The 12,895-nt window shown below is 69.6% G+C and carries 14 protein-coding genes and 4 tRNA genes; 6 read left to right on the plus strand and 12 right to left on the minus strand.

Annotated elements, in window-relative coordinates:
* Positions 1-2: 2 nt before the first annotated feature.
* Positions 3-572 carry a DUF4142 domain-containing protein gene (locus FHS44_RS18770; protein ID WP_184716319.1) on the minus strand — a complete coding sequence of 190 codons (570 nt, stop codon included), beginning with the start codon at positions 570-572 and terminating at the stop codon, positions 3-5.
* 163 nt (positions 573-735) lie between these two features.
* Positions 736-1,713 (minus strand): aldo/keto reductase, encoded by a 978-nt coding sequence (locus tag FHS44_RS18775; protein ID WP_184716321.1) that lies wholly within the window; start codon positions 1,711-1,713, stop codon positions 736-738.
* Positions 1,714-1,899: 186 nt separating this feature from the next.
* Here FHS44_RS18775 and FHS44_RS18780 point away from each other — a divergent pair, with 186 nt between their 5' ends.
* Positions 1,900-2,220 carry a hypothetical protein gene (locus tag FHS44_RS18780; RefSeq protein WP_184716323.1) on the plus strand — a complete coding sequence of 107 codons (321 nt, stop codon included), beginning with the start codon at positions 1,900-1,902 and terminating at the stop codon, positions 2,218-2,220.
* 67 nt (positions 2,221-2,287) lie between these two features.
* Here FHS44_RS18780 and FHS44_RS18785 read toward each other — a convergent pair whose 3' ends face one another.
* Positions 2,288-3,397, minus strand: a complete 1,110-nt coding sequence (locus tag FHS44_RS18785; RefSeq protein ID WP_184716325.1) for a helix-turn-helix domain-containing protein — start codon at positions 3,395-3,397, stop codon at positions 2,288-2,290.
* Between the two features lie 324 nt (positions 3,398-3,721).
* On the opposite strand from FHS44_RS18785, the gene FHS44_RS18790 reads away from it, so the two are divergent.
* Positions 3,722-4,051, plus strand: coding sequence for a hypothetical protein (locus FHS44_RS18790; RefSeq protein ID WP_184716326.1), 330 nt, complete (start codon positions 3,722-3,724; stop codon positions 4,049-4,051).
* A 49-nt stretch (positions 4,052-4,100) separates the two neighbouring features.
* Here the strand turns inward: FHS44_RS18790 and FHS44_RS18795 are convergent, their stop codons facing one another.
* Entirely contained in the window at positions 4,101-4,430 is a 330-nt protein-coding gene (locus FHS44_RS18795; protein ID WP_184716328.1) for a hypothetical protein, read from the minus strand.
* A gap of 259 nt (positions 4,431-4,689) precedes the next feature.
* Between FHS44_RS18795 and FHS44_RS18800 the strand changes: the two genes are divergently transcribed.
* The 4 genes from FHS44_RS18800 to FHS44_RS18815 all read left to right on the plus strand — a co-directional run bounded on the left by FHS44_RS18800 (position 4,690) and on the right by FHS44_RS18815 (position 9,030).
* Complete coding sequence (locus FHS44_RS18800; protein WP_184716329.1) at positions 4,690-5,367, plus strand: MOSC domain-containing protein; 678 nt, start codon at positions 4,690-4,692, stop codon at positions 5,365-5,367.
* Between the two features lie 22 nt (positions 5,368-5,389).
* Positions 5,390-6,328 (plus strand): MBL fold metallo-hydrolase, encoded by a 939-nt coding sequence (locus tag FHS44_RS18805; protein ID WP_184716331.1) that lies wholly within the window; start codon positions 5,390-5,392, stop codon positions 6,326-6,328.
* A 122-nt stretch (positions 6,329-6,450) separates the two neighbouring features.
* Positions 6,451-7,884, plus strand: coding sequence for a glutamate-cysteine ligase family protein (locus tag FHS44_RS18810; RefSeq protein ID WP_184716333.1), 1,434 nt, complete (start codon positions 6,451-6,453; stop codon positions 7,882-7,884).
* A gap of 102 nt (positions 7,885-7,986) precedes the next feature.
* Positions 7,987-9,030, plus strand: a complete 1,044-nt coding sequence (locus tag FHS44_RS18815) for a hypothetical protein (protein WP_184716335.1) — start codon at positions 7,987-7,989, stop codon at positions 9,028-9,030.
* A 21-nt stretch (positions 9,031-9,051) separates the two neighbouring features.
* On the opposite strand, the gene pcp is transcribed toward FHS44_RS18815, so the two are convergent.
* From pcp to FHS44_RS18855, 8 genes are all read right to left on the minus strand, one after another.
* On the minus strand, positions 9,052-9,672 hold the full coding sequence (pcp, locus tag FHS44_RS18820; protein ID WP_184716337.1) for a pyroglutamyl-peptidase I: 621 nt from the start codon (positions 9,670-9,672) through the stop codon (positions 9,052-9,054).
* On the minus strand, positions 9,669-10,046 hold the full coding sequence (locus FHS44_RS18825; RefSeq protein WP_184716339.1) for a thiol-disulfide oxidoreductase DCC family protein: 378 nt from the start codon (positions 10,044-10,046) through the stop codon (positions 9,669-9,671). The genes pcp and FHS44_RS18825 overlap by 4 nt, the downstream gene beginning before the upstream one ends.
* A 39-nt stretch (positions 10,047-10,085) precedes the next feature.
* Complete coding sequence (locus tag FHS44_RS18830) at positions 10,086-10,982, minus strand: hypothetical protein (protein WP_312863717.1); 897 nt, start codon at positions 10,980-10,982, stop codon at positions 10,086-10,088.
* Positions 10,983-11,134: 152 nt separating this feature from the next.
* A complete protein-coding gene (locus FHS44_RS18835) occupies positions 11,135-12,295 on the minus strand; it encodes an acyl-CoA dehydrogenase family protein (RefSeq protein ID WP_184716341.1) in 1,161 nt (386 codons plus the stop codon).
* 146 nt (positions 12,296-12,441) lie between these two features.
* A tRNA-Val gene (locus FHS44_RS18840) sits at positions 12,442-12,513 on the minus strand.
* A gap of 14 nt (positions 12,514-12,527) precedes the next feature.
* Positions 12,528-12,599 (minus strand) — tRNA-Gly (locus FHS44_RS18845).
* Between the two features lie 75 nt (positions 12,600-12,674).
* Positions 12,675-12,745, minus strand: a tRNA-Cys gene (locus FHS44_RS18850).
* 25 nt (positions 12,746-12,770) lie between these two features.
* Positions 12,771-12,842, minus strand: a tRNA-Gly gene (locus tag FHS44_RS18855).
* Positions 12,843-12,895 lie beyond the last annotated feature (53 nt).

Raw genomic sequence — 12,895 nt, forward strand, 5'->3', positions numbered from 1 at the left:
CCTTAACGTCCCTCCCGGGTCACGACGGTCTCTGAGGTGGTCCGTCCCGGTTTGCCGGGCTCACCGGCCGTGGCGCTGCTGCCCGAGTGGCGCCGCAGCAGCTCAAGGTGCTTCAGCAGGACGGGCTTGGCGCTGGTGGCCAGCCGCTTGACCTGGGGCGAGGCGCCCTCGGCCAGCTCCCTGGCCCCCCTGGCGAGCGCCGTACGACGGTCGATGGCCGCGACGGACAGCCACGCCCAGTCGAAGGCGTCCCCGCTCCTGGCGGAGATCCGGTTGTACTGGATGCGCTGCGCCGTGGTGGGCTCGGCGGGCAGGGTCACCGCGAGCCGCTGGGCCACCTGCCGGACCTCCGCGTCCAGCTTCGTGTGGTCGGCGACAAGGCGCTTGCCCAGGGCCCGTACGTCACGGTCGCGGCCCTTGTCGATGGCGGCCTTGCCCGCGGTGATCCCGGCGAGGTTGTCCTGGTGCGTCTGGACCAGGAACCTCCTGTCCTGCTCGTTGGCGTCCGGCGGCGCCGCGTTCGCGGCCGTACCGCTCAGCGCCGTGACGGCGACGACTGACAGGGCGATCATCTGCTGAATCATGCTGGCCTTTCCCCGGTGATCCGTGCTTGGAGACGTCACCTCCCTGCTATACGCGGATCCCGATCTAGAGACCGGCACGCGCACGGCAAGCCCGGGGAAAGATCGCGGCCGCCCGTCAGCGGATTCCGCCGACCAGCGGACTCATCGGCTTTTAGTGGATGACGACCCGGGGGCGGTACGGCTCGGCCAGCAGGGCGAGCTCCTTGTCGGTCAGGTCAAGGTCGAGCGCGGCCACCGCGTCGTCCACGTGCCCGGCCCTGGTGGCGCCGATGATCGGGGCGGCCACGCCCGGCTGCCGCAGCACCCAGGACAGCGCCACCTGGGCGGCGGGCACCCCGCGCTCCGCGGCCACCTGGGCGACGCGGTCGAGGATCTGCCGGTTGTTCTCCAGGTCGCTGTACAGGGCCCCGATCCGGGTGGCGTCGCTGTCCTCCCGGACGCTGCCCCGCTCAGAGCCCGCGCGGGCGAGCAGGCCCCTGGCCAGCGGGCTCCACGGGATCAGCCCGACCCCCTGGTCGGTGCAGAGCGGGATCATCTCCCGCTCGTCCTCTCGGTAGAGCAGGTTGTGGTGGTTCTGCATCGTGACGAACTTCGTCCAGCCGTTGACCTCGGCGACGTGCTGGGCCTTGGCGAACTGCCAGGCGCTCATGCTCGATGCGCCGATGTAGAGGGCCTTGCCCGAGGTGACCACGTCGTGCAGGGCACGCATGGTCTCCTCGATCGGGGTCTCGGGGTCCCAGCGGTGGATCTGGTAGAGATCGACGTGGTCGACGCCCAGGCGGCGCAGCGAGCCATCGATCGCGGAGAAGACGTGCTTGCGCGACAGGCCCCGGTCGTTGACCCCCTCGCCGACGGGCAGGAAGACCTTGGTGGCCAGCACGTAGTCGTCCCGGTTCGGGAAGATCGCGCGCAGCAGGCTCCCGGTGATCTCCTCGCTCCTGCCGCCCGAGTAGACGTCGGCCGTGTCGAAGAACGTCACCCCGGCCTCGGCGGCGTGCCGCACGATCGGCTCCGCCCGCTCCTCGTCGAGAACCCACTCGCCCCACCGGGACGGATCACCGTAACTCATCATGCCGAGACAGATCCTCGACACCTTCATCCCGGTACTGCCCAGCCGTACATACTCCATATGAACCACCCTATTGGCCCCTTTCCCGGTGCTCTCCGCCGGTCGGGGCACCGTCGGGTACGGCGAGCTTTGGCCGTCGTTTGTGGCCGGGCGGTTTTCTTTCCCCTTCCCGGAGCCCGGGTCTCCCGGTCCGCCATCACTCCTGCGTTACCCTCTGTGCCTGTCCAACGACAAGGAGTGATTGCTTTGCGCCGTGCAATGTCCGCCGCCCTGGGGGTTCTCGCCGTCAGCGCCGCGTTCGTCGCGACCACCCCCGGCTCCGCCTCCGCCGGGGCCGGAACCTTCAGCTACGAGACCCAGAGCGGGACGCGTGTCCTGAACAACCCGCACGACCTCAGGTGTTACCCCGTCGGCTACGCCAAGGGGGACGCGATCAACGGGACGAACCGTCTCGCCCTGCTGTACCCGAGCCCCTACTGCGACGGCGCTCCCGTGGGCTACGTCCCCTCGGGAGACACCCTGGAGTCCGCGGAGTTCGGCAGCGTCCGGTTCGTACGAGCCAACTGACGATCCGAAGCGGTACCGGCGGGCCTGTCGCGACACACAGCGAAGGCCCGCCGTCGCTCTCGGAGGGTCACGCGTCCTCCATCTCCGACATCAACATGCGGAGGGTCAGACTGTGCTTCTCCGGGGGAAGCCGGTCCAGGGCTTCACGCGCGTATGCGATGCCTCCATGGCGGTCGCCCGCCCGGACCATCATCAGGCCCCGGTGCATCTCCAGATGGGTGGCGAACCTGGGAAGCGAGAGGGGAAGGTGCTTCGCCGCGACGTCCTGCGCCCTGAGCGCGGCCTGTTCGTCTCCGAGGCGGGCCGCCAGCAGACTCATGAAGACGTTCATGCGCCACAGCGGTACCGCGTAGTCGGACTCCTGGTCCTCCGACCCCGCGGCGTCGAACACCCTCCGTCCCTCCTCGGCGAGGGTCCTGGCGGCTCTGCTGTCGCCGCGGATGGCCGCCACGTGCGCCTTGCCCATCAGCGCGTTCAGCCTGCCGAGAGACGGCCTGTCGGAGATCGCCAGTGCCTGGTTGGCGAACGACTCGGCCACGGACAGGGACGCCCCTTCGTAGCCGAGAGCGATCGCCGCCCGCCCGCGCACCCACACACGCACTGAGTCGTCGTCGGACCTGTCGGCGGCATTCGCGGCCATCATGTACCAGTTGACGGCCTTCGAGCCATCGGCACCGGGAAAGGTCTTCCCGTAAAGGGTCATCAGTTTGGCGGCAACCTCCCACATTCCGGGGGCGTCCACCTGTTGCTGGAGAACCAGCAGATCGCTTGTCAGGCGATTCTGAATTTCGGCCGCACCCAGGGACATGTAGTCGCTGCCGTAGGAGGCGAGTTTTGCGTGCCAGTGGTCCAGGGTGGGGCGTTTGGTTAGAGCTGCAGCGAATCCATGCTCGATCAGGTCAGATGCCACGATGGGGGCGATGGACGCCGCGGCGACCTCGCTGATGAACGCTCGACGGTTCACGGGATCAGCCTCCAGTGCTGTCAGGGGCACCTCCAGCACCGTGGCCAGATGCCTGAGCCAGAACGGCCTGGGGGTTCGCTTGCCTCTTTCCCAGCGGGAGACGTCCGCACGGGTGACGGTCGGATGCTGGGAAACCTCACACAGTTTGTCGGCCAGACCTGCCTGGGACCATCCGTGTTCTAGACGCAGCTTCCTGATCAGGTCGCAGTTCATACGGTCAGTATGCTCCGCGCGTCTGTCGCGCATTTGTGTTCGCTCTTCATGAGGCTCCCTGGCCCCTCTTTGGCCCCCGGCGTGGCCCTTTGTCGGCCATCCGTCAATGGCTCCTCCGGAAAACGGCTCTGGCCGCATTGGCTGGGAAGCGTCACACGCCGTCACTGAATCCGCTGGTCAAAACGTCAGCATACCTCTGACTGAATCGACAAAACGGTAAAAGCGGGCAGTTGAAACGGTGTACCGGAGGTGAATCGTGAACAGGTGCGGAACTGTCCCTGCCGTGGGTTTTCGGGTGCCGTCGTGAAGGGGGAGCGGCCAGTGATGACGGCGTTGCCCCGGTTGCCGGACACCCCGGCGGTACGGGCGGTGGAGCGGTTGCGACTGGCCCTGGCCCGTCGCGGGATCGGGGCTAGGACCTACGGTGGGTACGGCTTGGCCCTGCTGACGGTCGGCTCCCTGATCGTGTGGTGCAACGGATACCGGTTCTGGTGGTGCGCGGGCTGGGACGCTCAACGGCGTCGTCCCGTCATGGGCTCCCAGGATGCCCGTCAGACCGAACGGACCGCCCGGAGGGTGGAGTTCCACCTCGCCCGTCTGCGGCGATGGCAGGCCGACGGGACGCCTCCCACGAACGGGACGACGACCGGGTGAACCGCAGGAGACGGGCTCCCAGGGTGGTTTCGGGAGCCCGTTTCCTTGGTCAGACGGTCAGGCGGCAGATCAGGGACTCGGAGGGGCCGCGGAGGGTGGTGACGAGCACCCTGGTGGGGTAGTGGAACGCGCAGACGGCCTCGGGGTAGATGCCCCCGGCGTACTGGTCTCCGTTGTAGCCGCCGTAGCAGGCCAGGCCGTGGAGCTTGTAGAAGCCGACCCACGACCAGGAGGCGACCTTCTGGTGGCAGTAGTCGCCGATGCTCAGCGGGCTGACGACGGCGTCTTGGGTGGCGGCGTGGGCGGGAGCGGCGATGGAGAGGGCGGCGGCACAGGCGAGTGCCGTACCACCGGCCAGTGCGAGGGCGCGTCGAAGCATGGGGGGCTCCTCCAGAAAGGGTTGGTGAGCGCTTCCCCCGCGACTGTCCAAGGAGACCAGTCCGCCCCGGAACGGGGGGTGAAGAGGCCGGTCAGGGTGGATGATCCACAGTATTCATTAGGAAACTTTCTTAAGCAATACCTCGGTCAAAGAAGATCGCGAGATACGTCGTCCCAGGTGGGAAGGGGTGTCCGCGACAGGAATCCCGGTGGAAACAAGTCGTTTCCCTATGGTCTGGAGAGCTTTGTAGGGTGCCTGTATGGCTCAGCTTCTCTCCGTCAACATCGGCCACCCCCGCACGGCCGACTACACCGACGCCGCCTTCACCGGGATCGACAAGCGCCCCGCGCGGGGACCGGTGGCCGTGGCCGCGCCGGGAGGCCCGACGGGCACGGCGGGAAGCGGTGTCGCCGGGGACGTGATCGGTGACCTGCACAACCACGGCGGTGACGACCAGGCGGTCTACGCCTACGCCAGGGAGGACCTCGACCTCTGGGAGTCCGAGCTCGGGCGCGGCCTGTCCAACGGCGTCTTCGGGGAGAACCTCACCACCTCCGGCCTCGACGTCAACGGGGCGCTGATCGGCGAGCGCTGGCGGGTCGGGGCCGACCTACTGCTTGAGGTCACCTCCGCGCGCATCCCCTGCAGGACCTTCGCGGGCTGGCTTGAGGACAAGGGCTGGGTACGGAGGTTCACCCAGGCCGCCCGGCCCGGCGCCTACTTCAGGGTCATCGAACCCGGACGGATCGAGGCGGGCGACCGCGTCGAGATCGTCGCGCGGCCCGGCCACGACGTGACCGTCGAGGTCCTCTTCCGTGCCCTGACCACCGAGGCGGAACTGCTGCCCCGCACGCTCGCCGCGGGCGACGCCCTCAACGCGCAGTCCGCGGCGCGGATCCGCAGGCGCCTCGAACGCGGGCGCGGCGTGCCGTCCTGAGCACCGGCGGGACAATGCGGTGATGAGCTCATCACCGCACGACCATCCTCTGCCGCCCGCCAGGATCGAGGAGGTCTCGGACGGCGTCTACGCCTACGTCCAGCCAGACGGGAGCTGGTGGGTCAACAACACCGGCTTCCTCGTCGGCGAACGCGGGGTGATCAGCGTCGACTCCTGCTCGACGGAGCGCCGCACCCTGGCCTACCGCGAGGCGATCAGGTCGGTCACCGCGAACCCGATCACGACGCTGGTCAACACCCACCACCACGGCGACCACACCTTCGGCAACTTCGCCTTCCCCGAGGCGACGATCGTCGGCCACGAACGGACCAGGGAGGCGATCCTCGCCGAGGGCATCCCCGCCTACCGCACACTCGCCTGGACCGAGGTCGAGTGGGGCGACCTGCGGGCCTGCCCGCCGTTCCTCACCTACACCAACGGCGTCACCGTCTACTCCGACGAGCTGCGCTGCGAGGTCCGGCACATCGGCGTCCCCGCGCACACGACAAACGACTCCGTGGTGTGGATCCCGGAGCGGTCGCTGCTGTTCGCGGGGGACCTGGTCTTCAACGGTGGCACGCCGTTCGTGCTGATGGGGTCGGTCCTGGGGTCGCTCGAAGCCCTCGACCGGCTCGACGAACTGGGCGCCACGACGATCGTCCCCGGCCACGGCGACGTCTGCGGCCCCGAGGTCGTCGACCGGGTGCGGGGATATTTGCGGTTCGTGCTGGAGACCGCCGAGCGCGGCAGGGCTGCCGGTCTCTCGCCGCTGGAGACCGCCAGGGAGACCGATCTCGGCGAGTACGGCGGGCTGCTCGACCCCGAGCGGATCGTCGGCAACCTCCACCGGGCCTACGCGGACCTGGACGGCGGCCCCCTCGGCGGACCGCTCGACCTGGCCACCGTGATCACCGACATGCTGACCTACAACGGCGGCAGGCGCCTGACCTGCCTGGCATGACGACAGGCCCGCATCAGACCCGCATCGCCGTACGGCATGGCACTTGGGTCGCGGGCTGATTAGAAACCTTCAGCCGGGACAGGGAGGAGGCAACAGCAGGAGCGAGTGATCGGATGGTGCCGATGGGCCAGCAAGTCGACAAGGACCGCTTCACCGAGGCGGAGTTCGCCCGCTTCGGGGAACGGCTGGGGGAGCAGCTCGCCCAACTCCGGGAGCTGCTCGCCAGGCCGGGCTTCGGCGCGGGACCGGCGACGATCGGGGCCGAGCTTGAGCTGTTCCTCGTCACCCCCGAGGGCAGGCCGCTTCCCCGCAACCACGAGGTGCGCGAGGCCGCCGACGACGACCGGCTCGTGCCCGAACTCGGCAGGTACAACCTGGAGGTCAACCTGACGCCGCTGCCGGTCGCCGGGCGCCCCTTCACGGGGCTGCTGCGCGAACTGGACGAGACGATGGCCGCGGTGGACACGGCGGCGGCCACCCAGGGCGGGCGGGTCGTGGCGATCGGGATCCTGCCCTCGCTCAGCGAGTTCGACTTCACCCACGAGGCGCTCAGCGACGAGAGCCGCTACCGGGCGCTGAGCAGGGGGATGCGGCGGCTGCGGACCGAGCCGTTCCGGGTGAGCATCGAGGGGGTCGAGCAGCTTGAGCTCGAGGTCGAGGGGGTGATCCTGGAGAGCGCGAACACCTCCTGGCAGGTCCACTTCCGCACGCCCCCCGGTGACTTCGCCCGCGTCTACAACGCCTCCCAGCTCGCCATCGGGCCGGTCCTCGCGGTGAGCGGCAACTCGCCGGGCTTCCTGGGCAGGCGGCTGTGGGAGGAGACCAGGATCGCCCTGTTCGAGGAGTCGGCCGACGACCGCGACGTGGAGCGGCGTGACCGCAGGGACAGAAGGGTCGCCTTCGGCTCGGGGTGGGTGACCGGGGCCGAGGAGATCTTCGAGGCGTGCGTGCGCGACTACGAGCCGGTGCTGCCGATGACCTGGCGCAAGGAGAGCCCGGGGGAGGAGGCGCCGGAGCTGGCCGAGCTGCGGCTGCACCAGGGGACGGTGTGGCAGTGGAACAGGCCCGTCTACGACCCGGCGGACGGCGGTCACCTGCGGGTGGAGATGCGTTCGCTGCCCGCGGGGCCGACGCCGCTGGACATGGTGGCCAACAGCGCGTTCCTGCTCGGTCTCACCGCGGCCCTGGCGGTCGAGCCGGTCGAGGAGTTCCCCTTCTCCGCGGCCTACCGCAACTTCTACCGGGCCGCGATCCACGGCCTTGACGCGCCGCTGGCCTGGCCGGGCAGGCCGGAGGAGGTTCCGGCGGCGCAACTGGCCCTCGACCTGCTGCCGGTGGCCGCCGCCGGGCTCGAAAGGGTCGGCGTGCTGCCCGAGGAGGCCGAGTGGACGCTCGACGTCATCAGGGAGCGGGTCAGGCGGCGCCGTACGGGATCGATCTGGCAGCGGGAGGCGCTCGGCGACCTCACCGGAGACCCGGCGGCGCGGGCCCGGATGGTGGCCCGCTACCGCGAGCTGGCGCTGACCGGGGCGCCCGTGCACACCTGGCCGGTGTGATCCCCCAGATACGATCACAAAAGGGACCCGAGACCGGCATACTCGTGAACTCCACATCTCGACCGCCTGCCAGGACGGGCGCCGGAGAAGGAGAATCCCCCTATGGGTGCGATGACGGCCACGGCGGTGGAGCCGTTCGAGCTGAGACGTGACGACGGTGACCTGGCGGCCGGTCCCGTGGCACTGGGGAGATCACTCAAGCGGGTCCCGCTGGAGACCGTGCTGACCAAGGCGAACCGGGTGGCGGTCAGGAAGGGCGCGGCCGGGACCAAGGCGTTCGGCGCCATGAGCCCGAAACCGGTTGACTGGTACTGCTTCGACGCCGCGGACAACGAGGTCACCGACTGGTACCCCCAGGGCCTGACCTGCTCCTCGGCCGCGGCCCTGCCCAGGAGCGCCTTCGTGGTGAGCTGGTACTTCAAGCCGCAGTCCGTCCCGGAACGGGGCATCCGGCTGTCCTTCCTCGACCCCGTGGCACTGCGCTACCGGCACGTCCTGCTCGTGGTCGCCGATCCGAACGGCGGCATCTCCCCGATCAACATCCACGCGGGTGGTGTCGCCTGGCACGGCAACCTGCTCTACGTCGCCGACACCGAGCGGGGCATGCGGGTGTTCGACACCCGGCAGATCTTCGAGGTGAACGGCGACGGCACGACCACTATCGGCAGGAAGGGCGGGGTCTACAGCGCCTTCGGCTACCGCTACGTGATGCCGCAGACCGGGGCGTGGCGCCGTACGGGCGAGGCCAGGTTCTCCTTCGCGGCCGTCGACCGGAGCACCGCTCCCGGCATGCTGGTCTCCGGGGAGTACGTGGAGACCCAGCAGGAGGCCGGCAGGGTCGCCCGCTGGGCGTTCAATCCCGACGGCTCCCTGCGGGCCGACGCCTCGGGGGTCGCCAGGGCCGTCGACGCCTACCGGCTGCCCGAGCCGAAGATCCAGGGCGCGGTCTCCCACAACGGCACGTGGTATCTCAGCCAGGGCGCCGGTTCGACCAGGAACGGCGCCCTGCTCGTGGTGGGGGAGACGGTCGCCAGGCGCCCCTACCCGGTCGGCCCAGAGGACCTCACCTGCGTGCGCGACAAGAACGCGCTGTGGAGCATCACCGAGTTCGCGGGCCGCCGCGCGCTCTACGGCGTTCCCCTGTAGATCGGCCCGCTGTAGATCGGCTCAGTGCAGGGAGCCGCCGACCAGGCGCAGGTCGTCGCCGACGGAGACGGCGGCGGTCACGATGGCGGTCAGCGCCGTCGCCGCCGTGGCCGAGGGCATGGACGGCACGCCGCGCCCCAGGGCCTGCTCCGGGGTGAACGGCAGGTGCACGAACCCGCCGCGCACCATGGGCCTTTCGGTGGCGATCAGGTGCATCAGGCCGTAGAAGAGGTGGTTGCAGACGAACGCCCCGGCGCTCTGCGAGACGCTCGCGGGCACCGAGGCCGCCCTGGCCGCTGCGACGCACGCCTTGACCGGCAGCGTGGCGAAGTAGGCCGCGGGGCCGCCGCGGATCACGGGCTCGTCGATCGGCTGCCGTCCCGCGTTGTCCGGGATGCGGGCGTCGTCGAGGTTGACGGCCACCCGCTCGACCGCGACGTCCGGCCTGCCTCCCGCCTGCCCGACGCAGACGACGACCGACGGGTCGTGCTCGGACACCGCGGCCCGCAGCCGGTCAAGCGCCTCCCCGAACACACACGGCAGTCGTACGGCCCGCACCCCCTGGACGAGCTTGACCGCCTCCCAGGACGGGTTGACCGAGGAGCCGTCGAACGGCTCGAACCCGGTGAGCAGGACGGTCATCGCCGCTCCGCGGGCAGGGCGCAGGCGGGGGTGCCGCCCGGCAGCCGGTGACGGTTGACCGAGACGATCCGGTAGCCCCAGTGGGCGATCCAGCGCAGCGGCGGGACCCGCAGCGCGTGCCCGGCCAGGCTCCACGGTCTCCCCGCGGCCATCAGCACCCGGGCGACTGCCTGCGCGCCGCCGTACAGCCGGCCGTCCTGTGCCCACAGGACCTCGCGTTCGGCGCGCTCCCGCGTGGTGCCGAAGGCGGCCAGGTCGGCGGACTGCCAGGGGACCGGGCGGGCGCGAAGGCCGATCCTGCGTTCGGCGAACCTGATGCAGGCCATGCAGAAGCCGCAGTCGCCGTCATACAACAGCACTGGTTGTCCGCTCATGTTGAGAAAGGTACCCAGATGGTAGGAGAGATATCGGTTTCAGGGGAGTTGGCCGGGAATGGGGCCGTCGAGGTGGCGGAAGGCCTCGTGGGCGGAGCGGAGGCTGTCGCGCAGGGCGCGCCGCAGTTGCTCGGCGTCGTCGCTCAGGTTGCCGATCTCCGGGGCGAGGAAGCGGGCGGCACCCGTCTCGGCGACCAGTTGCTCGTACTCGGGCAGCTGCGCGCGCAGCACCTCGATCTGGCCCTGCGAGACGAGGGCGTGGTCGGCCTGCGTCACGTGGGCGGCGTACCGTTCGAGCGCCTCGACCCGCGCGACGACGGCCGCCTCACTGGCCGCCAGGGCCCGTTCCATCGGCGCCATCGCGGCGGCGACCTCGGGAGTCCTGCCGCCACGGGCCATATGACGGTGCCTGGCCCGCAGTGCGGACAGCTTGGTCAGCAGCCGGGCGATCTCCCACTCCTCGGCCGGGAGCATCACCGCGTTGCGCACGCTGTCGAGCATGCCCATGACGTTGACCCGGGAGCGCAGGATGTGGTCGATCGCCCGCTGCGCCCGGCCGAGCAACTGCCTGGCGCCGTGGTCGAAGTCCTCGATGATCAGGTAGCCGCCCCGGTAGTGCCGCGCGTGCCGGTACAGGACCCGCTCGATCGAGTCGGCGGGGGCGGGCTTCGTCGCCAGGTAGACGGTGGCCAGGACGGTCAGGCAGATGATGGCGGCGGTGATGGAGAAGGCCGGGGGGACGCCCACGAGGAGCGTGCCGGCCAGTCCCGCCAGCATCGTGGCGCCGAAGGCGGCGATGATCACCGCGGGAACCCGTGAGGCGCCGTCAGGTTCCGGGTTCCAGCCGGATCTGAACCGGGAGAGCAGGTGTCCGTTCCGGCGCATGAGGCTGGCAACGTCCGCCGGGACCTCCGGATCGACCACCACGCGATGCACAGGCTCGCCCCTTCCGGCCACGGCTGACGAACGCGGCGATCAACCGTTTTTCACGTTATGTGTCTCTCTATGGTGCCTCCTCGGCGGTAAGGGCCGCGTGTGAAACGCGACGGTGAAGTTCGATCGGTGTGGCGAGGCCGCGTTCCGGCTGCTCAGAGGACCCCGAGGACCGTCTTGCCGACGACGTCGTGGACCAGGTTCGCGTTCGGCGGGTGGAAACCGCCCGCCCTGACGTCGCGGTAGAGGCGTTCGAGTTCGTTCCTGCGGAAGAACGCGCCGCCGCCCGCGATCCGCAGGGCCAGGTCCACGACCTCCTTGGCACCCTCGACCGCGTTGTACTTGGCGCCGAAGAGCCTGGCGGGCCAGGTGGCGCCGTGGTCGGCGCCCAGCGCCCAGTCCCGGGCCACGATGTCGATCTGGGCCTCGATGGCCTGCAGCCTCAGCGCCGCCTCGGCGACGTTCCACTGCACCAGCGGATGCTCGGCAAGGGGCCTGCCCCCGAGCTCCAGGGACGTGGCCCGCCCGACACCCGCGACGGCCAGGTCCAGGGCCCGTTGGGCGATGCCGTAGTAGACGTTGCCGAACAGCGGGAAGACCCACCCGAAGATGCTCGCGACGAACGGGTCGTCCGTCGGCCCCGCGGGCAGCACCCGCGTGACGTACGGCGCCGCGGCCTCGACGCCCTCCAGGATCGTGTCGTGGCTGCTGGTCGCCCGCGCTCCCAGCGTGTCCCACACCTCCTCGATCCGGTATCCGGGGTCCTCACGGCGGACGAAGGCGTGCACGACCCTGGGGTTGTCCGGGTCGCTGTCGTCCAGGGCGTGGATGCCGAGCCAGTCCCAGACGGGCGACAGGGAGGTGAAGGTCTTGCGGCCGTGGAAGCGGTAGCCTCCGTCGCCGGTCGGCTCCGCCCTGACCACGGAGTATCCGAGTCCCAGGTCGTTGCCTACCTCGCCGTGCCCGGCCGCGATCACCCTGCCCGCCGCGGCCTCGCGCAGCAGCCAGTCCAGCGAGTCGTCCCCCGCGTGGTGCAGGTCGGCGGCCACACCGGTCCAGTAGAGGTGCATGTTGACGCCGAGCGCGGTCGGTCCCGCGTGATAGGCGAGCCTGCGCTGTTCGAGCGCGACCTCGGGCAGGGTGAAGCCGTGCCCGCCGAGGGCCTCCGGCACGGCGATCCCGAGGTATCCGAGGTCCCGCAGCTCCTCGAAGTCCTGGGTGAAGAAGACGTTGTCCCGGTCGTAGTCGGGGGCGCGCTTTGCGGCCCCTTCGAGCAGCTCGTCGGTGAGCAGTCTCCTGCCCTCCTGGTGACCCATGGTGCCTCGCTTTCGACGCCCTTCACTGATCGCCATCGAAACACCGCGAGCCCAGAAAAGCAACCAAACAAGTAGGAAATACATAGATATAGGCGGGAACGCGCGAAGCCCCGGTCCTTCGAAAAGGCCGGGGCTTCGTGGTGCGGTGGACGATACAGGGATTGAACCTGTGACCTCTTCCGTGTCAGGGAAGCGCTCTCCCGCTGAGCTAATCGTCCTCGGGGAACCTCAGAGCGGAAGACGGGATTCGAACCCGCGACCCTCACCTTGGCAAGGTGATGCTCTACCACTGAGCCACTTCCGCGTGACCGCCTCGGGTTTCCCCTCGGCCGCTCGCGCTACCTTACCGGATCCCGGAGGCTCCGATGTCGGTGCACTGAGGTGGAGACGGGATTTGAACCCGTGTACACGGCTTTGCAGGCCGTTGCCTCGCCTCTCGGCCACTCCACCAGTCAGGCCCTCGCGGGCCTGCCGGAGCGGAAGACGGGATTCGAACCCGCGACCCTCACCTTGGCAAGGTGATGCTCTACCACTGAGCCACTTCCGCGTAACAGCCGGACGATGTCCGGTGCACGGGGAAAACTCTAGCGCCTTCGGCGG

It is taken from the genome of Streptosporangium saharense (assembly GCF_014203715.1).
Lineage (GTDB): Bacteria > Actinomycetota > Actinomycetes > Streptosporangiales > Streptosporangiaceae > Streptosporangium > Streptosporangium saharense.